Here is a 26,947-nt window from a genome sequence, read left to right as displayed (position 1 = left end):
TAAGTGAGAGGGGAAAAGGTGATGAAACAAAGTAAAGAAGAGTTTATAAAGAGTGAAGGCGCTGATTTCCCTGGGAAAACATATGTGGATTGTGTATTACAACATGTATTTCATTTTCAACGAAATTACTTATTAAAAGATATGTTTCAAGTGCATAAAGCACATATTACAATGCTGACTGAAGAAAATTTAATGAAAAAGGAAGAAGCTAAAGTTATATTACACGCACTAAAAAAGATAGAGGGAATTCCAAAAGATCAATTGCTATATACAGAGCAGCATGAAGATCTCTTTTTTCTAGTCGAACATTTAATTTCTCAAGAAGCGAAATGCGATTTTGTAAGTAATATGCATATTGGTAGAAGTAGAAATGATATGGGTGTAACGATGTATCGTATGAGTTTAAGGCGATATGTACTACGACTAATGGAGCATCATTTGTTATTGCAAGAAAGTATACTACAACTTGCTGCTGATCATAAGGAAACGATTATGCCAGCTTATACACATACACAACCAGCGCAGCCCACAACATTTGGTCATTATACGTTAGCTATTTATGATACGATGCAGAGAGATTTAGAACGAATGAAACGAACGTACAAACTTATAAATCAGTCTCCAATGGGAGCTGCCGCTCTTTCCACAACAAGTTTCCCAATTAAACGAGAGCGAGTTGCCAATTTACTTGGGTTTACAAATGTAATTGAGAACTCATATGATGCTGTTGCTGGAGCGGATTATTTATTAGAAGTTAGCTCGTTACTTATGGTAATTATGACGAATACGAGCAGATGGATTCATGACTTTTTATTATTAGCGACGAAAGAATATGATGGTATTACTGTTGCAAAGCCATATGTACAAATAAGTAGCATTATGCCGCAAAAGCGAAATCCAGTTTCCATTGAACACGCCCGTGCGATTACGAGTAGCGCTTTAGGAGAAGCATTTACAGTATTTCAAATGATTCATAATACACCATTTGGTGATATTGTCGATACAGAAGATGATTTGCAGCCGTATTTATATAAAGGAATTGAAAAGACCATTCGTGTTTTTTGTATTATGAATGCAGTGATTCGAACGATGAAAGTAGAAGAAGAAACGTTGAAAAGTCGTTCTTATAAACATGCAATTACGATAACTGATTTCGCAGATGTTTTAACAAAAAACTATAGCATTCCATTTCGGCATGCGCATCATGCAGCGAGTGTTATTGCGAATATGTCATTGGAGCAGCAAAAGGAGCTGCATGAATTACATTTAAAAGATGTAAATATATACTTACAAGAAAAATTCAAAATACATTTATTGGAAAAAGAGTGGAATGAAATTATATCGCCAGAAGCATTTATTCAAAAAAGAAATGTATACGGTGGACCGAGTAAAAAAGAAATGGAGCGTATGATTAAAAATCGAAAAGAGTCATTTCAAAAAGAAGAAGAGGTATTTGAAAAAGAAAAACAGAGAATTTTACAAGCTGAAACTGATTTGAATATGTTAACTTCGCATAGTATTGAATCGTAAAAGAGGGATTTAATGAATTAATCGCCAATACTTAATGAAACTATAAATAGAGGGAAGAGATTGTCGATGATTCAATTACATGTATACGAAGAGATTCTTAATTTTAAAGAAGAGGTTACACCATTTTTAGAAAAGAATGAGCAGGAAAATAATCTCATATTAGGTGTATTACAAATGGTCCAACAACCGATATTTATGGGGGTAGCAAAACAAGAGGAAGAAATTGTAGTTGTATTTCTTCAAACAGAAGAAAAGAAACAAATCATTGTTGCTACGTCTGAAATTGCGGAAGAGGATATCGTGGAACTTGCAAAAAAATTAACGAAAGTATATTCAAATGTTCCTGGATTGATTGGTAATAAGAAAATTGTACAGAAATTAGCGGAAGAGACTGCCGTGTTAGAAAATAAGAAAACGAATGTTGTAATGGAGCAAGGTGTGTATGCATTACAACAAGTTAAGAAGAAGTGGACCGAGGATGGGGATTTTCGAGAAATAGGTAGTGATGAGCTACCATTAATAGAACAGTGGATTTATCAATTTTGCGAAGATGTAAGGCTTCCTACTACGAAAGAAGAAGCGAAACAAACCGCTCATACATTAATTACGAACCGTCGTCTATTTGGTTTAGAAGTAGATGGGAAGCTTGTTTCTGTAGCTGCAAAAACGAGACCAACTACAAACAATATAACAGTTAATTTCGTATATACACCGAAAGAAGCGCGGAAAAAAGGGTACGCATCTAGTTGTGTCGCTGCACTTAGTCAACGTATGTTAGATGAAGGATATAAGACGACTACGTTATATACTGATCTAGCAAACCCTACGTCTAATAAAATTTATCAAGAAATTGGTTATGAAAAAATTGCGGAGTCTGTACTTATATTTTTAGAGAAATAAAATGAAAAGGCACGCTATTAGAGCGTGCCTTTTTGTTATTCATCAATTCGAATGACTTCACCTTGCGGGAAATTCTCAGTTTCTAGTAAGCTACGAATTGCTTTCGCAACGTATTCAGGTGACAGTAGTTTTCCTTCTTCTTTTAGTGCGATGAAGCGGTCTAAATTTATGAAGTCTTCTTTATTTGTTTCACGAATTTGTGCTTGCATACTTGTATCAACAACACCAGGTGCAAAAGCGACGATTTTTACTGGATATTCTTTTTCTGCTTCTTCGGTTGCTACGCACTGTGTAAACATATTTACACCAGCTTTCGTTGTACAATAAGCGCCCCATCCAAAATAAGGATTTTTTCCTGCACCAGATGAAATGTTTATAACACGTTTATCTACTTTCCAGTCTTTCGTATATCTCATGAAAGTAGAGGTAAGAATCATCGGTGCAAGTAAATTAATTTGAACGTTTGTAATGAAAAGCTCGCTTTCTGCCTTTTCAATTGGCTTCATTGGTGCAACCGTGCCTGCATTATTAATTAAATGAATAGATGATATATTGTCTTCCTTCATAGATGAAAGGATCTCGTTAAAGTTAGTTTCTAATTTATGTACATCTTGAAGATCTAAGGAATGAAAAATGCAATGACTGTTATTTTGCTCTGCGAGTTTAGTAAGCTCTTTATTTTCTCTTCTAGAAATAGAGATGACGGTTGTATTTTCTTCTAATAACTGTGTGGCGATTGCCTCACCTAAACCTTGTGAAGTTCCTGTTATGATAACGTAGCGCATAGTGTAGTAAACTCCTCTCCATATATGTGGAATTTTGTTGGACAACGTACATTGTATAGTTTGTCTACATTTTATAGTATAGAGCACTTTTTACTATAATTGAAATGAGATGATTGTGTGCCTTTTATGAATCGCTTTACAACAACAGTAACTGGTGCCGTCACGTTCACTGGGAACACGTTAGGACTAAGTCCTACATCGCCTGCACCAAATAATAATTTCGGTACGATTGATGTATTTACAACGGTAAATACATCGCTCCAAGTACCTGGATTCCCAGCAGGAACGACGAATGACTGGCCATTAAATTCTTCAAGTGCAATTTTGAATCTTCCGGCAGGGAGTAGTATTTTATACGCAGAACTAGTATGGGCCGGCACATACCGGACCGATACAGAGGATGTTTCAGCTTTTTTAAATGATAACATTACATTTACAACACCGGCAGGAACGTTTTCTGTTACACCAGATCCTGCAACTGCGCAGCAAGGTTCAGTAGGGAACCAGTTTTATTACGTACGTTCAGCTAACGTAACGAATCTTGTTAATACAGGGGGAGCGGGAACATATACAACGGGTGCTGTACCGGCTACAAGAACTTCTGCTGATCCAACGGTCAGTCGTTCAGCTGGTTGGACGCTTGAGGTAGTTTATCAAAATACAAGTTTACCACTTCGGAATTTGTCAGTGTATGCAGGCCAAGAAATTATTGATGCTTCATCACCACCAGTTGATGCTACTATTTCAGGTTTCGCAACTCCATCTACAGGTTCTGTTACAGGAAGAGTACTTGTAACTGCTCAAGAAGGTGATTCTAACATTGTTGGAGATCAACTTCGCTTTGGACCGAATGCGAATGCTACAGTTGCTTTATTCGGACCGAGAAATCCCGCAAATAATTTCTTTCAGTCACAAATTTGTAATGATAGTGGGAATTTAGATACAACTGGCACCTTTGGAAATTTGAATCAGCCGTTAGGGATAGCTTTAGCCGTCCGAAGACAAGGATGGGATATTACGAATGTAGATGCCTCGTCATCATTAGTAAATAATCAAACGTCAGCGACTGTTCGCTTCGTTACAAATGGAGATGGATATGCTGCAGCTGGTTTTGGTGTTCAAATTGATGCGACAGGGCCAATTATAAATCCTGTTAAATCTGTTGATAAAACCGTTGCAGCAGTAGGTGATATTCTCACCTATACGATTACTGTTCCGAATACAGGGACAGGAAGTGCAGAAAACGTTGTATTACAAGACAGTATTCCGAATGGAACTACGTTTATAGCAGGCAGTGTTACAGTAGGTGGAGTAACTCAGCCGAGCGCCAATCCAGCTAGTGGAATTAATTTAGGAACGATACCGAATAATGCTCAAAGAGTTGTCACGTTTCAAGTGAGAGTTACGTCATTCCCGAATCCGAATCCGATTTCAAATCGTGCGATGGTGTCATACCAATTCCGTCCTTTTGTTGGAAGTCCTCCTATCACAAGTACAGCTTCTTCAAATACAGTACAGACGACGGTAAATCGCGCAAATGTAAGTTTACAAAAATCTGTAGATCTACAGACGGCAATAATTAATGATGTATTAACGTACACAGTGAATGTCACCAACGATGGGAATGTCGCTGCAAATAATGTTATTTTTGTTGATAGTATACCTGCTGGAACAACGTTTATAACAAATAGTGTTACGGTAAATGGAGTAGCGCGTCCAGGAGCAAATCCGGCAAGTAGTATTAATCTTGGAAGTATTAATGCTTCGCAAACGACTGTAGTGCGCTTTCAAGTTCGAGTAACATCTAATCCTCTTGTAAATCCAATTCCAAACCGTGCCAGTGTAACATTTAACTTTATTCCAGTGCCTGGTCAGCAACCAATTTCAGGCCAAGCGACAAGTAATACTGTATTTACTACAATTAATATAGCTGATATAAGAACGAGAAAAACAGTAGATAGAGCTTTTGCGACAGTTAATGACGTTCTTACGTACACCGTTACAATTGAGAATACCGGGAATGTACTTGCGACGAATGTTATTTTTCAAGATCCAATCCCAATTGGAACGACTTTTATCCTAAATAGTGTGACTGTAGATGGGGTTTCACAACCTGGGGCAAATCCTGCGACTGGGTTTACCGTAGCGAATATATCTCCTGGCGGAAGTAGGACAGTGACTTTTCAAGTACGAGTGACATCTACACCATCAGGAGGTACGATTGCAAATCGTGGAAATGTGTCTGCTAATTTCGTCGTTATTCCGAATCAGCCACCGATAACGATTAATAGACAAACGAATACAGTTGTGACACAAGTTAATACAGGCGGTTTAAATGTAATAAAAGAAGTGAATACAATGCAAGCGGCGGTAGGGGATACTTTAACATACACAATTGCCGTCCAAAATACAGGAAACGTACTGTTAACAAATGTATTTTTCCAAGACCCTATTCCTTCCGCTGTTTCATTCGTTGCAAATTCTGTAACAATTAATGGAGTACCACAAAGTGGATTGAATCCAAATGCAGGATTTTCTCTTCCAAATATTCCTGCGGCTCAAACAGTTGTAGTCACATTTGACGTATTAATTGTACAGGATCCAGAAAATGAAGATATTTTAAATCAAACAAATGTAACAGCGAGTTTTCAAGTGAATCCGAGTGAACCACCAGTAACAATCAATGTTCCGAGTAATGTTGTGAATACAACAGTACAATCAGGGAACTTTGAAGTTGTGAAGGCAGTGAATACGGATGTTGCAACGGTAGGGGATGTTTTAGTATATACAATCGAAATCATAAATGCAGGTAGTGTAACAGCTACAAATGTGTTTTTCCAAGATTCAATTCCGCAAGGGACTTTATTTATTGAAAATAGTGTATTGGTTAATGGTGTTTTACAAGAAGGGGCAGATCCAGAACTTGGATTCCCATTAAATAATTTGCCTACTGGCACGAGTGTAATTGTTACGTTTGAAGTATTAATTGATGAAATTCCCCAAGGAAATAATGTCGTCAATAATGCGAATGTCACTGGAGATTTCCTTGTAAATCCAACAGAGCCACCAATTACTGTAACAGTGCCAAGTAATACTGTTATGACAGTGGTGAATTCTTCAGGGTTAAATGTAATGAAGAGCGTAAGTGCTAGTGAAGCAGGTGTAGGGGATACGTTAACGTATACAGTTCGTATACAAAATAGTGGAACAGTAGCAGCAACAAATGTATCATTCCTTGATCCAATTCCATCTGGAACAACATTTGTAGCAAATAGTGTAACAATAAACGGAACGTCTCAACCAGTTTTAAACCCAACAACTGGATTTCCGCTTGCTAATATTCCAGTAGGAGGAACGGTAACAGTTGCTTTTCAAGTGACGATCACGAGTGTACCACCAAATAGAGTTCTTCCGAATAATGCGAATGTAACAGCTGATTTTCAAGTAAGTCCTTTGCAGCCGCCAATTACAATTGTAACAATTAGTAATATTGTTGTGACACGAGTGAATGTAGGATCAATTAATGTAATAAAGAGTGTAACTACACCACAAGCAGGTGTAGGAGATACGTTAACGTATACGATTCGTATTCAAAATACAGGAACTGTTCCTGCAACGAATATTATTTTTCAAGATCCAATTCCGTCTGGTACTGCGTTTGTAGTAAATAGTGTGACGATAAATGGAGTCGTTCAGCAAGGCGCGGATCCTATGGCAGGTTTCCCAGTACCAAATATTCCTGTCGGACAAACGGCTACGATTACGTTTCAAGTTACAGTGACGAGTGTTCCGAGTGGTGGAAATATAAGAAACCAATCGAACGTTACTGCAAGTTTTCTTATAAATCCAGTCGGTCCTCCTGTAACAACTGTTACGAATAGTAATTTCGTTGTGACGCAAGTAAACACAGCGCAGTTAAATATACAAAAATCTTCATCTGTACAACAAGCTGCACTTGGAGAAACTTACACGTATTCTGTTGTCATTCGAAATAATGGAACGGTAACAGCAACGAACGTTTCCTTCCTTGATCCAATTGCTCCAGAAACAACATTTGTTGCAAATAGTGTAACGATAAATGGAACGCCTCAACCTGGATTTGATCCAAACGCTGGTTTCCTGCTTCCTAATATCGCTGCTGGGACATCATTGACTGTAACGCTCCAAGTAACGGTAGTTGCACCATCCACGCGCGGAGCGGTACTAAACACGGCATCTGCTACAGCCACTTTTTTATTAAATCCTTTACAGCCCCCTGTAACAACGACAAATTCAAGTAATACGACAGTAGTTACGATACCGTTACCTCCTCCTGGTGAAGTAACAGCAACAAAAACAGTTGACGTTGCAACTGGAGCGGTTGGGGATGTACTAACGTATAACGTGCTAATTTCAAACGTAGGAATTATACCTGTTACAGATGTGTTTTTCCAAGATGTCATACCAGAAGGATCGACATTTGAAGAAGATAGTGTAACGATAGGTGGGGTGCAGCAACTTGGTTTAAATCCAGAAATAGGGTTTACAGTTACTCCATTAATAATGAATGGTGGAAGTATTGAGGTAACGTTCCGAGTGATCATTACAGAAATTCCAGATAATGAAGTCATATTAAATGATGCAGACGTTACGTTTACTTCACAACCAAATCCGCAGGAACCACCGATTACGGAAACGATATTAACGAATTTAGTCGTTACGACAATTAATATAGCTTCGATTTTCCCATTAAAACTAGTAGATAAAGAAGTAGCCACTGTAGGAGAAATATTAACGTATGATGTATTAATCTTTAATTTCGGTACAGTGCCAGCGACGAATGTTGAATTTATAGATACAACTTCCGCCGGTGTAGCATTTGTACCGGGAAGTGTGAGCATAAACGGGGTGCCAGCACTAGGATTAGATCCTTTCATTGGTTTTACAGTTCCAGATATACCTGTAGATGATTTTGTACTTGTCACATATCAGGAAGTGGTTACGAGCATACCTGAAGGTGGTACAGTTGTTAACTTTGTAGACGTTACAGCTACATTTGCTGTAAGTGAAACAGAGCCGCCTATTACAGAAACAACGACAAGTAATACGACATTAACAAAAATCAATGAACCTGGTTTGAATGTTTTAAAATCAGTAAGTCAGCCGGTTGTTGCAGTAGGTGATACAATCACATATACAACAGTAGTTCAAAATACAGGGACAGTGGTAACGACGAATGTTCAATATAGTGATGTATTACCATCCTCAATAACATTTGTACCGGACAGTGTAACAATAGATAGTGTGCTACAACCTGGATTCAATCCTAATAATGGATTCCCGCTTCCAGATATAAACCCAGGTGAAAGTATAGAAGTTACATTCCAAGTAACCGTTGTTAGTGTTCCATCAAACGGAACAATTGCCAATACGGCAAATGTTACTGGAAGCTTTATATTAGTACCAGGAGAACCACCAGTTATAGTAAATCAGCCAAGTAACACAACGCTCACAACTGTAAATAGAGGACGATTTAATGTTATTAAACAAGTAAATAGAGCAGCTACTCTCGTTGGAGATGTATTAACGTATACGGTTCAAATAACGAATACAGGAACAGTAACAGCAAATGATGTTCAGTTTATTGATACAATTTCAGCAGGAGCGTCATTTGTATCGAGTAGTGTAACGGTAAATGGAGTTTCGCAACCAAACTTAAATCCGATTACTGGATTTGGAGTTGGAGATATACTCGTTGGTGAAACCGTTATAGTGACGTTTCAAGCGATAGTTACAACCATCCCGTCATCAGGAACAATTACGAACGTTGCAAATATAACAGGAAACTTTACTTTAGTGCCAGGAGAGCCACCTGTTGTAGTAACTGAACCGAGTAATACGACGATAACAAGGGTAAATAGAGGGCGCTTTAATGTTATAAAAACCGTGAATAAGCAAGCAACGCGATTAGGAGATACGTTAACGTATAGTGTGCAAGTTACAAATACGGGAACGGTAACTGCGACGAATGTTCAGTTTATTGATGTCCCATCGCCTAGTTTAGAATTCGTTGCAGGAAGTGTGCAAATAAATGGGATTCCACAAGTAGGTTTAGATCCTTTTGTAGGCTTTTCATTACCTGATCTTGCAGTAGGGGATAGCTTATTAATCACATTTGAAGTAAACGTAATCGCAATTCCGCCTTCTAGTAGCATTATGAATACAGCGAGAGTAACTGGTGATTTCGAATTGATTCCAGGAGAACCACCGTTTACAATTACGAATTCAAGTAATACGACAGTCACACCAGTAAATAGAGGCAGTTTAGATATGCTGAAAGAAGTAGATCATTCAATTGTTGGAGTAGGAGAAACGGTAACGTACCGTGTTCGCATATTAAATACTGGTACGGCTGATGCAATGAATGTTAAATTTATTGATGTACTATCTCCGGAAGTTGTTTTTGTACCAAATAGTGTAACGATAAATGGAGTAGCGCGTCCGGGAGTAAATCCGCAGGTTGGATTTACGATTTTAGACATTCCAGTCGGTGAGACGGCGATTGTAACATATGAAGCTACGATTACGAGTTTTCCAGATGGTGGTACAGTAGTGAACGTTGCTGGGGCATCAGCAGAATATATTTTAGTACCAGGAGAGCCGCCAGTTACAGTGATGGACACGAGTAATACAGTTATTGTAACGGTAAATACTGCAATCTTATTTGTTGCAAAAGGAGCAAACTTTGAAGTAGCGATGGTAGGAGATGTTGTCACTTACGGAATTGCTGTTATAAATGATAGTACAGTTCCTGTGACGAATATTGTTTTAACGGATATCATTGATCCGAATACGTTATTTATAAATGGCACGGTAACAGTAAATGATGTACCTTTTCCATTTGCTAATCCGAATACTGGTATTTCGTTAGGTGATTTTCAGCCAAATGATGCAGCTATTATTAATTTCCAAGTTGTAATAACAGGAGGGCAAATCAATAACTTAGTTACAAATACAGCGACAGCGAGTGGGTTTGCAACTGTGAATCCAAATGAATCGCCTGTAGTAGTTGAAGGTGATAGCAATACAGTTGTTATCCCGTTTATTCCTCAAAATGTCTCAACGACAGTCGTAAAAACAGCGGATCATCAAACAGCAACAATAGGAGATGTTATTACGTTTACGACAGTTATTACAAATACGGGGGATACTATCATACAAAATATTCGTTTTCAAGATATGTTAGATAGTAGTGTTCGATTTGTTCTTGGAACTGTAAAGGTTGATAATACGCTAGTGCCAAATGTAAATCCAGTATCAGGATTTCTTATAGGAAGTTTAAATCCAGGTGAAGCACGCACAGTCTCGTTCCAAGTAGTAGTTCAGAGCGCGCCAAGTGGTTCAGGAAATTATATAAATCAAGCGAGTATTCGTTTCGAACATCAAGTAGGAACAGTATTGCCACCTGTTACACAAATAGTAGAAAGTAATATGGTTATCATTCTATTTGCTCCAACGATCGAACAAATTTGTGAAACAAACTTTAATTGCTTAGATAAAATTCCATTTCAATGTTCTCCGTGTAATCAGTTGCACGAACATAAAAAATAAAACAAAAAAGAGCATCCTATTCTTTCAGGATGCTCTTTTGGTATTAATCACATAGATTCATTTTCGGGCGAGGTAAAAAACTCGTTGATTTTGTTGGAAAGTAGAAATGGAATGGCTCCTTTTATTACAGAAATATCCCAATCCCACCATGCAAGATTCTCTAGTTTGTCAATCGTTTCTTGCGGGAAACGATATCGAATAAATTTTGCAGGATTACCAGCTACAATTGCATATGGAGGTACGTCTTTTGTGACAACACTCTTTGCCCCAATAATGGCTCCGTTACCAATTGTAACACCAGATAAAATGCAGGATTGATAACCAATCCATACATCGTTGCCGACTACGATGTCACCTTTTGAAGAAGGATGACCAGTAATATGTGCTCCTTCATTAAAAAATGCATTAAATGGGTAAGTTGTTATCCAGTCTGCGCGATGTTCACCGCCAAGTATGAAAACGACTTCTTCTCCTAATGAACAAAACTTACCTATTTTTAATTTCGTTTCATCATTCCAAGAAAAAATGGTTGGACCTACTTTACTATAAGTATAATCACCAATATCATATTTATTATATTCAGGTTTTTGATTTAAAAATAACATAACAAATTTAGCATCCTCTCTAAAGCAAGTAATGGATATGGAACATTATATGCAACTTGGAATAAGTCGAACTGTGTTGTATGAATTGGTAATACACAATTAGTAGGTGCAACGAATAAAAAGGGAGTGGAATGAATGATATACAAAATGGGATTATATAATAAACCTTTTCAGTCAATTAAATCAGGAAAAAAAGTATATGAAGTACGTTTATACGATGCAAAACGTCAACTTATAAAACAAGGCGATCATATTGTATTTACGAACCTTACGACAGCAGCAACGATGACTGTCAAAGTGACGGAAATAAAACGATACGAAAGCTTTAAAGCAATGTACGAACAAATTGATAAAAAATTATTGGATTGTGAAAATGATAGTTTAGAGGAAATGCTAGAAAGTACATACAAAATATATACGAAAGAACAAGAAAAAAAGTGGGGAACAGTTGCGATTCGTATTGAGGTAATAAAATGATAAGAAATCGCGGCGGGGCTATCATTGTGCAGGAAGGGAAAATTGCTCTTATAAAACGTATTCGAGAAGGGGAAACATATTATGTTTTTCCAGGCGGAGGAATTGAAGAAGGAGAAACAGCTGAAGAAGCAACGAAGCGAGAAATTTATGAAGAATTAGGGGTACATATAAAAGTGGAGCATCTGATTGCAAAGGTGGAGTATAAAGGTACGGAGTATTATTTTAATGCCCATATTATAGATGGAGTTTTCGGAAGTGGTAAAGCTGAAGAATTCAAGCTGAAAGATAGAGGGAGTTATATTCCGTTGTGGTTGCCGATACACGAGTTGGAAAAAGTGAATATAAAACCGTATGAAGTGGTCGGAAGCATATTCAATCATTATAAAAAGTAAGGTCTGACAACATACAAAAAAAACCATTGACATAGTCTTCTGATTTAAGTATTGTATTCGAGTATGTTTATAATCAGGAGGTTTATATGAGCAATCAATCTACTACACATCATGTGAAAATGACAACAGCAGATCCATCTGGAATTGGTCTATTTGGATTAGCGATGGTAACACTTGTAGCATCATCTCAAAAGTTAGGCTTAACAGATGGCGTTTCACTTGTATTACCGTGGGCAATCTTTTTAGGAGGATTTGCACAAATCTTTGCGTGCATTCACGATGCAAAGCATAACAATACGTTCGGTACAACAGCATTCGGTGCATACGGCCTATTTTGGTTAGGTGTTGGAATGACTTGGTTAATTCAACTTGGAGTATTTGGCGAAAAATTAGCACAAGCTGCAGATTCAAAACAGCTGGGTGTAGCCTTTATTGGATATTTGATTTTCACAATCTTTATGACAATTGGTGCAATGGAAACACATAAAGTATTATTTATGATTTTCGTCCTTATTGATTTCTTATTTATTGGTCTTTCATTAAGTACTTTAGGTGTTATGCCGCATGCAATGCATAATTTAGCAGCGTATTCTGAACTATGTATTTCATTATTATCTTTCTATGGTTCAGCAGCAGCAGTGTTAAATACACACTTCGGTAAAGTTGTATTACCAGTTGGAAAGCCGTTTGGTATTTTTAAAAAGTAATAAAAAAGCACAGGTGATTGTATAGTCATCTGTGCTTTTTTGTATGGAATAAATAAAAATGAAAAATATAATTGAAATTGATTCTCATTATTAATATAATGAGAATGAGAATCATTTATTGTAAGAGGGGGATGCCGAAGTGGCAAAAATTTTAATAGCTTATGCAAGTATGTCAGGAAATACAGAGAGTATTGCTGATTTAATAAAAGTTAGTTTAGATGCTTTTGATCATGAAGTAGTATTGCAAGAAATGGAAGGCATGGATGCTGAAGAATTATTAGCCTATGATGGAATCATTTTAGGATCTTATACGTGGGGCGATGGTGAATTACCGTTTGAGGCGGAAGATTTCCATGATGACTTAGAAAATATAGATTTATCAGGGAAGAAAGTAGCGGTATTCGGATCAGGTGATACGGCGTATGAACTATTTTGTGAAGCGGTAACGATATTTGAAGAAAGACTTGTAGAACGCGGTGCAGAGCTTGTGCAAGAAGGATTGAAAATCGAACTAGCTCCAGAAGATGAAGAGGATGTTGAAAAATGCAGTAATTTTGCAATTGCATTTGCTGAGAAGTTCTAAGAATGGGAGTGTCAACGTGGAGACAATGTTAAGTGCAACCGCTATTACAAAGTTAAGAGATGGAAAACTTATGTTAGCTACTACATATAATGGCTTATTTATTGAACGAGACGGAGAATGGAAACAAATATTAAATGGTTTTCAAAAACGAATTAGGGATTTACATAGCGAAGATAATGTAGTGTATGGTGTAGGTGACGAAGGGATTTTTATTCGTAGTATGAATGGTGGAGAGAACTGGACGGTTCAGCGTTTTCCAACAAAAGCAACGAGTTGGAATGTTTGTAGTAATGTACAAGGAACAGTCATTGCTCATGGAGATAAAACGTTGTATCATTCTAATGATTTTGGTTCGACATGGGAAACCATTCATCCATTTCTTGAGTATGGTGGCGGGGCACCATCTATTCGATCGTTATTTTTATATAAACATTACTTATTTATCGGTACGAAAATACATACTAAATATGGTGGTGTTTGGCTCTTTAATTTGGAGACACGTAAATTAAAGAGGATTAAAATCGTGATGAATCAGATGATCTCAGCGTTGACTGTACACAATTCTTATATAGTAGCAGCGAGTGGATCATGCAAGGGTATTAGCGGGAATATTTCTTTTTGTAAAATAGATGAAAGTATTGCGAGTGAAAAAACATATTGGCATACATGTCAAAGTGAGCAGAAAGCAAGTAGCTATTTAGCCTTGAGTGTAGATCAACATGTGCTATATACAACGTCAACGCAAAATAAGGCGGGGATTAGTACGGTTTGTCGTGTACTTCTAGAAGAAGAACTTGTTACAGTATGTGACTCAGTTAAAGGGCATGGCTGGCGCATCGTTAACCAAAAAGAGGGTTATGTTGTAGCTGGATCAGGTGAATCAAAAGCGATGCAATGGAAGAAAAAAATTATATAGCAAAAAAAACTTTACTTTTATTATATTGATATGATATAGTTACTTTAAACCATTTTACTTTTAATAATATAGAGATTTAAATGAGCTGTAACTTCCGAGGAGGATAGCAATGTTAAATCTCCTCTGGGGTTGCAGTTTTTTAATGTTTGAAGTATTATTGTAAAGTGGTTGAAAATGAATATGTACATATAGGTACATTGTAGGAGGATTTTTTAAATGCAAAACGGTAAAGTAAAATGGTTTAACGCAGAAAAAGGTTTCGGTTTCATCGAAGTTGAAGGCGGAGAAGACGTATTCGTTCATTTCTCAGCTATCCAAGGCGACGGCTTCAAATCTTTAGAAGAAGGTCAAGAAGTTACTTTCGAAGTAGAACAAGGTAACCGTGGACCTCAAGCTACAAACGTAAACAAGAAGTAATTACGGAAAAAAGAAGGGCTTGCCCTTCTTTTTTTTGCATTTTTATTGAATAACCTCCTATGTACATATAATAATGAGATTAAATTTTTGTTTATTAGACGAAGTATTTCATGCATAAAGTGCATGAATGAATAAATAAATACTGAAAATAGAGTATGTGTGTGAAAAGGAATTTAGAAAGAGGTAAATAAATTGGAAAACGCTACACATTTTATTGTGTTCGATATAGAGAGAAATTTCAGGCCGTATAAATCAGAAGATCCGTCAGAGATAGTTGATATCGGAGCTGTAAAAATAGAAGCAAGTACAATGAAGGTAATTGGAGAATTTTCGGAGTTAGTAAAGCCGAGTGCACGACTCACTCGTCATACGACAAAATTAACGGGAATTACAAAGAAAGATTTAATTGGTGTGGAGAAATTCCCACAAATTATAGAGAAATTTATTCAATTTATCGGAGAAGACTCTGTATTTGTTTCATGGGGTAGAGAAGATTATCGTTTTCTATCTCATGATTGTACGTTATACGGTGTAGAATGCCCATGTATGGAAAAAGAGAGCAAATTTGATTTGCAGAAGTTTGTTTTCCAAGCGTATGAAGAGTTATTTGAGCATATACCAAGTTTACAATTTGCAGTAGAACAGCTCGGTTTAACGTGGGAAGGGAAGCAGCACCGAGCTTTAGCGGATGCTGAGAATACAGCGAATATACTTCTTAAAGTATATAGCGAGAGAGACATTCATAAACGGTACAAAAGACATGGTGAGCTTGAACTTGTAGAGAACGGAAAACTAACAGAAAAAGCGAAAAAAAAGATGGGAAAATGGGTATTTAAAGAAATGAGAAAAAATACAGAGCGTCCTTTCGTTTGGAGTGCATTTGAAAGTAGTGACACGTGGGAAAGTATAACGGAAAGATATTATATAAGTGAAGCTACAATAGAACTTCTGAAAAAGCATTTTCGTACGGCGGTGAGAAAGGCGGAAAGGCAGATTAGGCATTTGGCTGAGATGGAGAAAGTAGTAGAAGAAAGTTAGTAATATAACCAATTTTATTCATATGTACAACTAAACTTCAGGATTAAGTCGCAGAAGTTTAGTTGGAAAATTCACGGCTCGTCCCGTATTAGGAATGGAGTATTTTATTGTTTTTAGTACGAATGTACAAATTATTTGTTTTCTGAGAAAGATAATGGAGAGTAGTGTGAGGGATAGAACAAAATAGGGAGCAAATTACGCAGAGGATTCAGTATTTAGGGAGAGATAACGTGAATTTCTAGTTTGAAATATAATAGGAATAGCATTGTTTACATTGTTCGAATTAACGAGTTAATATTCACTTTCTGAAAATGGAATATTTAACTTGTTTTCTACAGTACGTAAACGTTGGTTTAAACGGTTCAACCGACGGGTATGTCGCTCAACTGTATTTTCTAATTGATGAACTCTTTCATTTAAGTTATTCACCTGAAAGTTTAACTTGTTTATTTTTTGTTCAAGTTCGTATATCTTTCTTTCTGATGAATTGTAACACCCCATATAAATCCTCCATTCTATTAAAGTAAATTTAATCTATAGTAGTATATGTATAAATGAAAGGTAACTGAATTTAGAAAAAATGGAAACGCTTAATATATCTTTAAATCGTGGTGTATTAAAGATTAAAATCGAAGAATAAGATAAAAGTTTTATACAAGGGGGGGATAGTGATAGACATGGATATTAAAGACGTCACGGTACAGATGGAATTAAACGGAGTCTTTTGGAATGAGGATGGGCTTGCTGAAATGACGGTGACTACAAAAGAAGAGCATTCTCTTCTTCTTAGTCTAGTAGTTGACTTAGAAAGTAAAACTATTAGGGCGACGAGTGCCGAAATAGTGAATGGATTCTGCCCTCTGTGCAAACAGAAAAGGGACGAATGTAGTGAACTTAATGACTTACAAAACAAAATGGATATTTTAGAAGAAGCTTACGATTGGGTGAGAGAGCATCCAGAATATCGTTTTCAATTATCTTTTTATGGGTACAATAAATTTGAGGTAGTGAAGTGAAATTTTCATTTTACCAATATACATAGTGACTACTCTAATGGAAATACACTTGTACAACAAGGAAGGAATCTACTTGATTCCGCAACAAATATCATCTTGAGTTAAAAAAATTAAAAAATATGTCCCAAATAAAAGAGCGCTCGTTAACAGCGCTCAGTAAAAATAGGGATATGGAAGGATTTATTCAATCCCGTTCGGATCATAAGAATACTGCTGCTTATTCTCAATCCGTTCAATCACATCTTGCAACTCATCCGGCTTCAAAAACTCAATTGGAGAGAAGCCTTTCTCAAACGTAAGTGTATCAGCCTCAATCATTAATACGTATCGATCATTTACCTTTGCGATATGTATTTGATCCCCGAAATCAGCAAGCAGGGCCTTTACGGAGATATGATCTGCTTTTAGCTTTAATTCCACTTCAGGAGCGTGCTCGACGATTTGAGCGGTAGCTTCCATTACTTCTTCGGTTGAAAATTGTTCCATAATTTCGCGTTTCGGACTGGCAGCCCATACTTCCATTGCTTGGTCGAATTGTTCGCGTTCTTCCGTACCTTCTTCAAATACATCTTCAATTTGGTCGTATACCATGTCCATTACTTGTGTTTTCATAATTTCAGGCATAGAGCGTTCGTACTCGACGAATTTTAAGAAGTCTTCAAAGTAGCGGGCGTGTGATGCTTGGTGAATTTTTAGCTCACCCACTTCGACCATACCTTCTTCAGGCATGTACGGATATTGGATAGATTTCATGTTTTTTGTTGTGATGGCCATTTCAACGTTACGAATCAGTGTGGATTCATCTGAAATAGAAGCGACTTTCGGTTCGAAGTCACATTTCATAACGAAAACGAATGGATCATCAAAGTATTTGCGTAGTTTTGCTTGCGCAATTAAAAATACACCACCGCGTACAGCGCTTGTGTCCAGATATGTATAAACGAGAGGTTCACTCATATCTTTGAAGTTTTCCTTTGTTTCCGCAAAGCGAATGCGATTAAAGAGGTTGTAATGAGGGTTTGAATCAAGTTCGTGCCCTTCTTCTACAATGAAGCGACCGATCTTTGTCGGAGCTTGTTCTGTTTTCGCATGACGTTCTACTTTTCGCTTTGAAATTTTTAATAATTCACCATTTAAAAATTCTTTTAAGGAGCTATCTTCATACTCTTCAGCGTCTAACGTTTGAAAATGTTTGTAGCGTTTATCAACAGCTTCACCTTTTCCTTCTACTTGTACAACATAAAAGGAAAGATAATTTATTTCAAAATCCATATTTATCACCTTGTTTCATTTCATTAACTCTTATCAGTATAGAGATGGAAAAAACTTTCGTCAATTTATATAAGGAAGGGTGAGCCCCTTCCTTATATATTTTTTACTTTTGAAATTAAAATCCGTCTTCTAATGCTGAAAATGGAATGTTTAGTCTGTTTTCAATTGTACGTAAACGTTGGTTTAAGCGGTTTAATCTACGTGTATGACGCTCAACCGTGTTTTCTAATTGACGTACTCTTTGCTCAAGCTCATTTACTCGTCTTTCTAGTTGACGGTTTCCAGTACCAGGAAAAGAGATTGGAAGTTGGAATTGTCGATTTTGATCATATGGATTAACTTGTTCTGCTGGATCTATATATTGTTGGTATTGTGCTTGTAAATCATATTGAGGCTGATAACCATTTTGGTTATATGGATCGTATGGATTGTAGGGGTACATAAAAACATCCTCCATTTCTTTAAAATAGGTTAATTCACCATAATGTATGTGTAAAAGCGGAGTGTGGCACGGCAAATACCTATTTATGCTCACGGGATGTTTCTTTATAAATAAGAATATGGAGTTTTTACATTTGTATTTCTTTTGTTTTATGGTATATACTGGATAATAGGGTGAGGTTACATAAAAGTTACAATTCTATCAAACTCAAAATTTTATGTAAATATGTATAGACATTTACAAAAGAAAAGAGTAATTTATATAGAGTAAAAAATAACTTGTAACATTTTATAAATATATTGTAAAATGATTGTAACAAAACATACATAAAAATGAAATAATACATAAAAGTAATGTTTGGAAAAAGGGGAGAGTCTATTGTTCCGTAAAGTAAAGGGTATATTAGTTGGGGTGTTATGTGTAGCTGTAGTAAGTGGTTGTGGCACAAAAGTAAGTGATGTTGCATTAGTAAGTGACATTGGTGGCCACACGGTAGAGGCTAAAGCAGAAGTACAGGATTCTATTAGTTTAGTTGATGGTCGTACAGGTACGGAAGTGAAAAAGCTAGATTTATCGAGTCTAGGTTATTTTGAAGATGAAGCAAAATTTAAAAAATCGGTAGAGAAGGTTGCTAAGGAAGTTGGTAAAAACGTTGACAAAAAGATGGTTCCTTCACGTTTAGCATCTGACGGAAGTTGGCAAGAAGGAAAGCCTTCTTTTGAATTAATGGAAAAAGAGCTAGTAAATAAATTATTAAACGTTGGTATGTGGGATTCTTCATATCAATTACCTATTGTTGAGAAAAAGCCTGTCGCAACATTAAGTGATGCGCAAGGAAGTGGTACGGTAATTGGTAGATATGAAACGAATTTAGGTGGCTCAGCAGGTGGCCGTATTGAGAATATCCGTTTGTCAGCAGCGAGCATAAATGGAGTTGTATTAGCAAAAGGAGACAGTTTCTCTTTCAATGCATTAATTGGTGATACAACGCCAGATAAAGGGTATCAATTAGGAAAAGAAATTGTAGATGGTAAATTAGTAGATGGATACGGCGGTGGTGTTTGTCAAACATCATCAACATTATACAATGCAGCAGATCAAGCTGGTTTGAAAATGGTAGAGAGAACGACACATTCTAAAACGGTAGGTTATGTTCCACAAGGAAGAGATGCTACAATTGCATATCCATACTTAGACTTAGTGTTTGAAAACACGAATGATGCACCTGTGAAACTTTATATGGGCATTCAGGGTGGAAAGTTAGTTGCTGAAGTACATAAAATGAAATAATAGTTATAAAGTCACCTTTTCTGAAAGTTAGAAGAGGTGACTTTTTTATTATGAAAATAAAAAATGATTGTAAATTCTGACTTTTCTTATTTACATAGGATGATTTTAGTTGTATCCTTCATAGTAACGGTTATATGAAATAGGAAAATATCAGGATAAGGAGATGGAGTTATTCATGGTACAAATTCATCCGAAAACACGTATTGGTCATGTTGAATTTAAAGTGCAAAATTTAGAGCGCCAAATTGCATTTTATGAGAATGTAGTAGGCTTAGAAGTAATTAAGCAAGAGGCGAATAAAGCATATTTATCAGGAAAAGGTGGAAAGAACACGTTACTTGTTCTTGAAAAGTTAGAGGACGGGGTACTGCAAGAGCCGCGTACGACTGGTATATATCATGTAGCCTTTTTAGTTCCGACTCGTGAGGCGTTTGCTTCGGCATTATTTGGTGTGATTCGAAATAAGAATGTAATTGATAGCCCGGCTGAGCAAGAAGGGCGTTATACATATTCAAATGAAATTTTACCAATTTCAAGGTTTAATAGTGCAAGTGATCATACGTATAGCGAAGCTTTTTATTTACAAGACTTAGAGGGAAATGGTATTGAAATTTATGCAGACCGTCCGCGCGATCAATGGGGAGAAGGAGCAGGAGGCAGTACGCCGCTTGATTTAAAAGAACTGGCAACACTCGTTGATTATGAGGTTGATGGGTTGCCTGCTAATACTGTCGTTGGGCACGTACATTTACGAATAGCGGATGTAGAGAAGTCACACGAGTTTTATGTAGAGACAGTAGGATTTGAAGTGCAACAGCGTGAAGATGACTGCTTATTCATGTCTGCAGGAGGATATCATCACCATATAGGTGCAAATACGTGGAACGGAGTAAATAATCCACATCCACCAGCGTATGCAACTGGACTTAAGGTATATACAATTGTATTACCACATAAAGAAGCGTTAGATGAAGTGAAAGAAAGATTAATAGAAAAACAACATAAAGTAAACGAAAGTACAAACGGATTTACAGTAGTAGATCCTAGTGATATTACAGTGCAGTTTGAAATAGAGACAGCATAAAAGAAGTCGGAAGGTGTATAATCACTTTCCGACTTCTTTTTGATACGTAATCCAAGTAGCACAAGGATTGAAAGGAAAGGATTTTAATATCTCCATTGCATATATACTCGTTGAATCGAATTCACCTTGAATGAAAGAATAACCATGTTCACTTGCATACATAGCTTGTTTGAAAACGAGTAGCTTCAGTAAGAATAAATTTTCTGTAGTGTGAGTCCCACACCATCCTAGTTCTACCGTATTATCTTTTTCTGATGTATGGAGGAAAGAGTACGCAATAATTTTATTCTCTTCATCTATCATTACAAAGCCCCCATCTAGTAACACATCATCAGTTAAGATCTGTTCTTTCCAAGTTTCGAGCGGGTATGAGGCAACGGGATTTGCTAAGTGAGTATCTTCATAATTCATTTTTACTAAGTGGGCTAGTTTTTCAAAGAAGCTATTATTGGATAAGATATTTGATAAGCTTTGTACTTCATAATCTGAATGAAGCGTTGTATCGATAGCTATGATTTTTCGTACGTCTAATATCGGCATATATGTTTTTCGGATTTCCGTAAAATTATGTTTTTCATAAAAGGCTTTTAAATGAGCCGATGTTTCCCATATAGAGGTTTGTAATGGTAATTTGAAGTTTTCTCGTTTTAGAATCTCGGTTAATAAAATTTGTTCTATGTGTAGCACTGAATAGAAAGGGTTCGTATATATTCGAAAGTATGTGCAGTATGGATGGAAGTTATTGTTCCAGGTGAGAAAGATGCCTACTACATCTTTTTTATAGTAGGCAACATACGCACATTTTGTTTTATTATCTCGTAATAAGTTAAATAGATAAGAGTCTTCATTGGATAAATCAATAAGTTGTTTTACTTTTAGCTCATTACTTCTACTATATTTCTCTATAACAAGATTATTTTCATCGGATGACTTTTTCATAGATTAATCCAAAATCTTCTTACTACATTTCCATCTTCCTCAATGAACTCATCATCACGAAGCCCGCCGTTATGTAAGATTGTTTTTTCAGAAGCAGTATTCACTTCGTCGCAAACGACAAGTACTTTCTCGATGTTTAATTCCTTCGTTTTTTCTAGCGATAATTCTAATAACTTCGTAGCATAACCTTTTCTTCTTTCAGAAGGGCGAATGCCATAACCAATATGGCCTCCAGCGTTAAATAAATGTTCGGTTAAACTATGACGTATATTAACAGCTCCTACAATTTTATTTTCATCTGTAACGAGCCAATAAGTAGAGTCTGGTACCCAAGATTCAGGAAGGTTGACTCCGTTATGCGCATCGTGAAGTTCTTGGACCATTGCCGTGAAATTAGAAGGATCTTTTGAGATAACCCATGGAATCATCGTTTCACCGCTATCTTTCCATTCTTTATAAAAATCTAAGTATTCTTCTTGTAAATCGGTAGTAGGTGTTAGTAAAGAGACGTTCATTGTTAGTAATCCCCTTTATTTATGTAGTATTTTTAAAAAATTACGATACAAAATGAAAGCGTTTTCTAAACTTTCTCAACCTCATTTTATGCAATCTATATCTCGTTTTTAAATGGAAAGTAAAGTTTATGGTTTTTCGTATAAAAAGTGGGTTGAATTTTATTTATGCTAATATTAGCATAAATCACTTAGGATATTAAGTGTATTTTATCGAAATTCCTTCATATCGATAAATAGATGTATGTGATAATTTTTGTTTCATCTATCTATAATGAATGAAAGGGGGAAGGGCTCGTGAGTGTGAATATTGATTTAATTATACGAATCGGTGTTGCGGGTTTGTTAGGAGCAATAATCGGTATTGAAAGGGAAATTCGATCAAAAGAGGCCGGATTAAAAACACATTTCCTAGTAGCGGTAGGAAGTGCTTTAATAATGGTTGTTTCAAAATATGCCTTTTCAGATATTATGAATGAAGAACATATGGCTCTTGATCCGAGCCGTATTGCAGCGCAAGTTGTTAGTGGAGTAGGTTTTTTAGGTGCAGGTACAATTATTATTCAAAAACAGGCGGTGAAAGGATTAACGACAGCGGCTGGCTTATGGGCTACAGCCGGAATTGGATTAGCAATTGGGGCTGGCATGTATGTAGTGGGGATTGGAGCGACGATTCTCGTTTTAATTGGTTTAGAGATTGTGAGTCGGATTTTTAAGGTGCAATTTTTATTTCCACAAAATATAACAGTGCAAATGTGTATAAATAAACATGAGGCGGTACAACAAATATTAGAAATGCTTCAAGTGAAAGGCATTACAATACTGTCATATGAAGTGGAAGCTTTACAGCGAGGTACGGAAATAGTTTATAAGGTAGGGATGCAGCTAAAAAATATATCGTCAGAAGAAAAGAATGAATTTATTCAGCATATGCAAACATTACCGGAAGTTACGTTTATAAAGTTAAAATCATAGCGTTGAAAACGAGGATAGATGTAGCGGGAATTTCGCTATTATCTATCTTTTTTTGATATAAAATGCACATAAAGTCAAGGGTTAATCTTGCTAGGAATGGATACATATGTGAACGTTCCCTTATTTTTTCTCAATACAGAATAAAAAGTAAGAATAGTAAAATAATGGTGCGGGACACTAAAAAATGTAAGGTAGGGGAGAGCATGAAAGGCTATTCAAAAAAAGTGTTAGTAGGGGTAAGTTTTGCTAGTTTAATGTTAGGGAGTTTCCAAGGGAGCACATTGGCAGAAAGTACAACGGGAGAGCAAGTTTCTTATCGGAATGTGCTCAAAATGGAGCCAGTTGGTGTACAACTGCCAGTGCAAGAATTAGCTCATTTATCAAAAGTGCTTGAAAGCAAGTCTTTTGAGAAAAGGCTACAATTTGCTGATTTGTCGCAAAGACCGCCTGAAGTGAAAAAAGAAAATAAGCAATTAGCTGCAGCGAAAACTTATACAATTGCTGAATTAAATCAATTAAGCAATCAGCAGTTAGTAGATTTACTTGTAACAATTGATTGGGAGCAAATTACGGGTCTATTTCAATTTAATAAGGATAGCCTTGCATTCTATCAAAATGATAGTAGGATGCAGGCAATTATTGATAAATTGAAGGAGCAAGGACAAGCTTATACGAAAGATGATTCCAAAGGGATTGAGACTTTAGTAGAGGTATTACGATCAGGATTTTATTTAGGATTTTATCATACAGAATTAAGTAAACTAAATGAGCGGAGCTATCATGATACATGCTTACCTGCATTAAAAACGATTGCGAATAACCCGAATTTTAAACTTGGTACGTTAGAACAAAATAGAGTTGTATCATCATACGGAAAATTAATAGGAAATGCTTCGAGTGATGTGGAAACGATAACATCAGCTGCAAAGATTTTCAAACAATTTAACGATAATTTTTCTACATTGGTAGACAATCTATCAGCTGGAAATGCGATTTACGATATTATGCAAGGTGTTGATTACGACATTCAATCGTATTTGTACGATACGAGAAAAGCACCGAAAGATACAGTATGGTACCAAAAAATTGATAGCTATATTAATGAATTAAGTCGTTTTGCTTTAATTGGAACGGTGACAGAGAAGAATGGTTGGTTAATTAATAATGGTATTTATTATACAGGTAGAGTTGGTACGTTCCATAGTACAGGAACGAAAGGATTGCAAGTTGTAACAGACGCGATGAAAATGTATCCGTATTTAGGAGAGCAATATTTCGTAGCGGCTGAGCAAATCGCGACGAATTATGGCGGGAAAGATGCAAATGGAAATGTTGTTAATTTAGATCAAATACGAGAAGATGGGAAGAAAAAGTATTTGCCGAAAACGTATACGTTTGATGATGGTGCAATTGTTTTAAAAGCTGGAGATAAAGTGACAGAAGAAAAGGTAAAACGTCTATATTGGGCGGCAAAAGAAGTGAAGGCACAATTCCATCGTACGGTTGAAAGTGATCAACCTTTAGAAAAAGGAAATCCTGATGATGTATTAACGATGGTTATTTATAATAGTCCAGCTGAGTATCAATTTAACCGTCAATTGTACGGGTATGAAACGAATAACGGAGGTCTTTATATAGAAGGAACAGGTACGTTCTTTACTTATGAACGTACGCCAGAAGAAAGTATTTATAGTTTAGAAGAATTGTTCCGACACGAGTTCACGCATTACTTGCAAGGTAGATATGAAGTACCAGGGCTTTGGGGACAAGGTAAGATGTATGAGAACGAGAGATTATCCTGGTTTGAAGAAGGGAATGCGGAGTTTTTTGCAGGGGCAACGAGAACAGATAGTGTTGTACCGAGAAAGAGTATTATAGGAGGGATATCTTCAAATCCAGCAGAACGTTATACGGCAGAGCGAACGTTAAATGCAAAGTATGGAACGTGGGATTTCTATAATTATTCCTTCGCTTTACAATCGTATATGTACAATAAGAGATATGATATGTTTGACAAAGTTCATGATCTTATTAGAAAAAATGATGTAACAGCATATGATGCATACCGCTCTGCATTAAGTAAAGATGCGAATTTAAATAAAGAGTATCAAGACTATATGCAAATGTTAGTCGATAACCGCGAGAAATATAATGTTCCATTAGTATCAGATGATTATTTAGCAACTCACGCACCAAAACCAGTTTCAGATATTGCGGCAGAAATTACAGCAGAAGCAAAATTAAGTAATGTGTCAGTTAAGAAAAATAAATCACAGTTCTTTAATACATTTACACTGCAAGGAACGTATACAGGTACTACTGCAAAAGGGGAATATGAAGACTGGAAAACAATTACACAAAACGTAAATGATACGTTAAAACGTTTAAGTGCAAAAGAATGGACAGGTTATAAAACAGTAACAGCGTATTTTGTAAATTATCGTGTGAATGCATCAGGACAATTTGAATATGATGTTGTATTCCATGGTATGAATACAGAAGAAGGTGCTGTGAATAAAGCACCAGTTGCGGTTATAAACGGTCCATATAGCGGAAATGTAAATGAAGCAATTTCGTTTAAAAGCGATGGATCGAAAGATGAAGATGGAAAAATTGTTGCTTATAAATGGGAGTTTGGTGATGGTACTGTAAGTAATGAACAAAATCCAACTCACGTGTATACAAAAGAAGGAACGTACACTGCAAAATTGACAGTAACAGACGACAAAGGATTAACGAATACGGTTACAACGAATGTAACGGTTCAAAAGAAAGAAGATAACAGTGTAGAAAAAGAGCCAAATAACTCATTCCAAACAGCAAATAAACTGCAATTAAATCAAGTTTTACGTGCTAGTTTAGGAAATGGTGATACGAGTGATTACTTTGAAATAAATGTGGAAACTGCGAAAAACCTACAAATTAATGTAACGAAGGAAAATAATATCGGAGTAAACTGGGTTCTTTATTCAGAAGCGGATTTAAATAATTATGTTACGTATGCCCAGCAAGAAGGAAATAAATTAGTAGGAAGTTACTACACGTATCCAGGAAAATATTATTTACATGTGTATCAGTATGGCGGAGGAACAGGGAATTATACGGTAGAAGTGAAATAGCAAAAGAGAAATTGTCTTTCAATGAATGGAAATCAATTTAAGTCTATATCAAGTAATACAGGTTACAATATCAGTTATGAAGATATTGTACCTTTACGAATGTTAAAAATTTAATATTTAAAATAAAAAATAACTATAGGTAATGTATCTAATGATATTAAGAAATCAAGTATTAAGAGACCTTATCTTGAAGTTAAGTAGACCTAATCAGTAAATGAGATACAATCGATGAATTATGATTTCATAGAGATGTGAGCAAAGTAATAAAATTTAAGTATGTTTGATTTAATTAAAGGACTAGAGTTTATCCATAAAAACAGATATACTCTGGTCCTTATTACGTTTAATTTATTCACGA

At 36.2% G+C, this 26,947-nt stretch carries 21 protein-coding genes and 1 pseudogene; 15 read left to right on the top strand and 7 right to left on the bottom strand.

All coding sequences use genetic code 11. From position 1 onward, the window contains the following. Window positions 1-21: 21 nt before the first annotated feature. Together argH and MKX31_RS15320 are read left to right on the top strand one after the other, a co-directional pair. Complete coding sequence (gene argH, locus MKX31_RS15325; protein ID WP_064476939.1) at window positions 22-1,530, top strand: argininosuccinate lyase; 1,509 nt, start codon at window positions 22-24, stop codon at window positions 1,528-1,530. A 66-nt stretch (window positions 1,531-1,596) separates the two neighbouring features. Next, entirely contained in the window at window positions 1,597-2,430 is an 834-nt protein-coding gene (locus tag MKX31_RS15320) for a GNAT family N-acetyltransferase (protein WP_064476938.1), read from the top strand. 35 nt (window positions 2,431-2,465) lie between these two features. Here the strand turns inward: MKX31_RS15320 and MKX31_RS15315 are convergent, their stop codons facing one another. Continuing rightward, window positions 2,466-3,215, bottom strand: coding sequence for a (S)-benzoin forming benzil reductase (locus tag MKX31_RS15315; RefSeq protein WP_001271045.1), 750 nt, complete (start codon window positions 3,213-3,215; stop codon window positions 2,466-2,468). Window positions 3,216-3,332: 117 nt separating this feature from the next. On the opposite strand from MKX31_RS15315, the gene MKX31_RS15310 reads away from it, so the two are divergent. After that, on the top strand, window positions 3,333-10,805 hold the full coding sequence (locus MKX31_RS15310; protein ID WP_340981103.1) for a DUF7507 domain-containing protein: 7,473 nt from the start codon (window positions 3,333-3,335) through the stop codon (window positions 10,803-10,805). 47 nt (window positions 10,806-10,852) lie between these two features. On the opposite strand, the gene MKX31_RS15305 is transcribed toward MKX31_RS15310, so the two are convergent. After that, complete coding sequence (locus MKX31_RS15305; protein WP_000898178.1) at window positions 10,853-11,410, bottom strand: CatB-related O-acetyltransferase; 558 nt, start codon at window positions 11,408-11,410, stop codon at window positions 10,853-10,855. Window positions 11,411-11,545: 135 nt separating this feature from the next. On the opposite strand from MKX31_RS15305, the gene MKX31_RS15300 reads away from it, so the two are divergent. From MKX31_RS15300 to MKX31_RS15270, 7 genes are all read left to right on the top strand, one after another. Further along, window positions 11,546-11,887 (top strand): ASCH domain-containing protein, encoded by a 342-nt coding sequence (locus tag MKX31_RS15300; RefSeq protein ID WP_000639513.1) that lies wholly within the window; start codon window positions 11,546-11,548, stop codon window positions 11,885-11,887. Next, entirely contained in the window at window positions 11,884-12,279 is a 396-nt protein-coding gene (locus tag MKX31_RS15295; RefSeq protein WP_137051747.1) for an NUDIX hydrolase, read from the top strand. The genes MKX31_RS15300 and MKX31_RS15295 overlap by 4 nt, the downstream gene beginning before the upstream one ends. 86 nt (window positions 12,280-12,365) lie before the next feature. Beyond that, window positions 12,366-12,986, top strand: a complete 621-nt coding sequence (locus MKX31_RS15290) for an acetate uptake transporter (protein WP_000070921.1) — start codon at window positions 12,366-12,368, stop codon at window positions 12,984-12,986. A 139-nt stretch (window positions 12,987-13,125) separates the two neighbouring features. Then, window positions 13,126-13,569, top strand: coding sequence for a flavodoxin (locus MKX31_RS15285; RefSeq protein WP_001062756.1), 444 nt, complete (start codon window positions 13,126-13,128; stop codon window positions 13,567-13,569). Between the two features lie 16 nt (window positions 13,570-13,585). Further along, window positions 13,586-14,485 carry a WD40/YVTN/BNR-like repeat-containing protein gene (locus tag MKX31_RS15280; RefSeq protein WP_340981096.1) on the top strand — a complete coding sequence of 300 codons (900 nt, stop codon included), beginning with the start codon at window positions 13,586-13,588 and terminating at the stop codon, window positions 14,483-14,485. 216 nt (window positions 14,486-14,701) lie between these two features. After that, complete coding sequence (gene cspB / locus MKX31_RS15275) at window positions 14,702-14,902, top strand: cold shock-like protein CspB (protein WP_001179147.1); 201 nt, start codon at window positions 14,702-14,704, stop codon at window positions 14,900-14,902. A 192-nt stretch (window positions 14,903-15,094) separates the two neighbouring features. Continuing rightward, the gene (locus MKX31_RS15270; protein ID WP_340981094.1) at window positions 15,095-15,940 is read left to right on the top strand and encodes an exonuclease; all 846 of its coding nucleotides are present in this window, start codon (window positions 15,095-15,097) and stop codon (window positions 15,938-15,940) included. Window positions 15,941-16,231: 291 nt separating this feature from the next. Here the strand turns inward: MKX31_RS15270 and MKX31_RS29310 are convergent. Continuing rightward, window positions 16,232-16,354, bottom strand: a pseudogene (locus MKX31_RS29310) (hypothetical protein); the annotation flags it as partial. A gap of 254 nt (window positions 16,355-16,608) precedes the next feature. Between MKX31_RS29310 and MKX31_RS15260 the strand changes: the two are divergent. Further along, complete coding sequence (locus MKX31_RS15260; RefSeq protein WP_064476933.1) at window positions 16,609-16,956, top strand: hypothetical protein; 348 nt, start codon at window positions 16,609-16,611, stop codon at window positions 16,954-16,956. A 180-nt stretch (window positions 16,957-17,136) separates the two neighbouring features. On the opposite strand, the gene MKX31_RS15255 is transcribed toward MKX31_RS15260, so the two are convergent. Together MKX31_RS15255 and MKX31_RS15250 are read right to left on the bottom strand one after the other, a co-directional pair. Then, window positions 17,137-18,228: a DUF3900 domain-containing protein gene (locus MKX31_RS15255; protein WP_000345047.1), complete on the bottom strand. Its 1,092-nt coding sequence runs from the start codon at window positions 18,226-18,228 to the stop codon at window positions 17,137-17,139. Between the two features lie 115 nt (window positions 18,229-18,343). Beyond that, window positions 18,344-18,685 (bottom strand): hypothetical protein, encoded by a 342-nt coding sequence (locus MKX31_RS15250; RefSeq protein WP_116480664.1) that lies wholly within the window; start codon window positions 18,683-18,685, stop codon window positions 18,344-18,346. A 363-nt stretch (window positions 18,686-19,048) separates the two neighbouring features. Between MKX31_RS15250 and MKX31_RS15245 the strand changes: the two genes are divergently transcribed. Next, window positions 19,049-19,960: a VanW family protein gene (locus MKX31_RS15245; protein WP_064476932.1), complete on the top strand. Its 912-nt coding sequence runs from the start codon at window positions 19,049-19,051 to the stop codon at window positions 19,958-19,960. Between the two features lie 175 nt (window positions 19,961-20,135). After that, window positions 20,136-21,044, top strand: a complete 909-nt coding sequence (locus tag MKX31_RS15240; RefSeq protein ID WP_142387354.1) for a VOC family protein — start codon at window positions 20,136-20,138, stop codon at window positions 21,042-21,044. Between the two features lie 21 nt (window positions 21,045-21,065). Here the strand turns inward: MKX31_RS15240 and MKX31_RS15235 are convergent, their stop codons facing one another. After that, window positions 21,066-21,983, bottom strand: coding sequence for a GNAT family acetyltransferase (locus MKX31_RS15235; protein WP_340981089.1), 918 nt, complete (start codon window positions 21,981-21,983; stop codon window positions 21,066-21,068). Then, window positions 21,980-22,498, bottom strand: a complete 519-nt coding sequence (locus MKX31_RS15230; RefSeq protein WP_340981088.1) for a GNAT family N-acetyltransferase — start codon at window positions 22,496-22,498, stop codon at window positions 21,980-21,982. Before MKX31_RS15230 ends, MKX31_RS15235 begins: the two co-directional genes overlap by 4 nt. Before the next feature lie 294 nt (window positions 22,499-22,792). Here MKX31_RS15230 and MKX31_RS15225 point away from each other — a divergent pair, with 294 nt between their 5' ends. Further along, entirely contained in the window at window positions 22,793-23,470 is a 678-nt protein-coding gene (locus MKX31_RS15225; protein WP_340981086.1) for an MgtC/SapB family protein, read from the top strand. Between the two features lie 203 nt (window positions 23,471-23,673). Continuing rightward, window positions 23,674-26,589, top strand: a complete 2,916-nt coding sequence (colA, locus tag MKX31_RS15220; RefSeq protein WP_340981084.1) for a collagenase ColA — start codon at window positions 23,674-23,676, stop codon at window positions 26,587-26,589. Window positions 26,590-26,947 lie beyond the last annotated feature (358 nt).

The organism is Bacillus sp. FSL M8-0063 (assembly GCF_038005545.1).
In the GTDB taxonomy this organism is placed as follows: Bacteria; Bacillota; Bacilli; order Bacillales; family Bacillaceae_G; genus Bacillus_A; species Bacillus_A wiedmannii.
The sequence above is the reverse complement of the archived record's forward strand: the minus strand, read 5'-3'. Positions and strand labels throughout refer to the sequence as shown.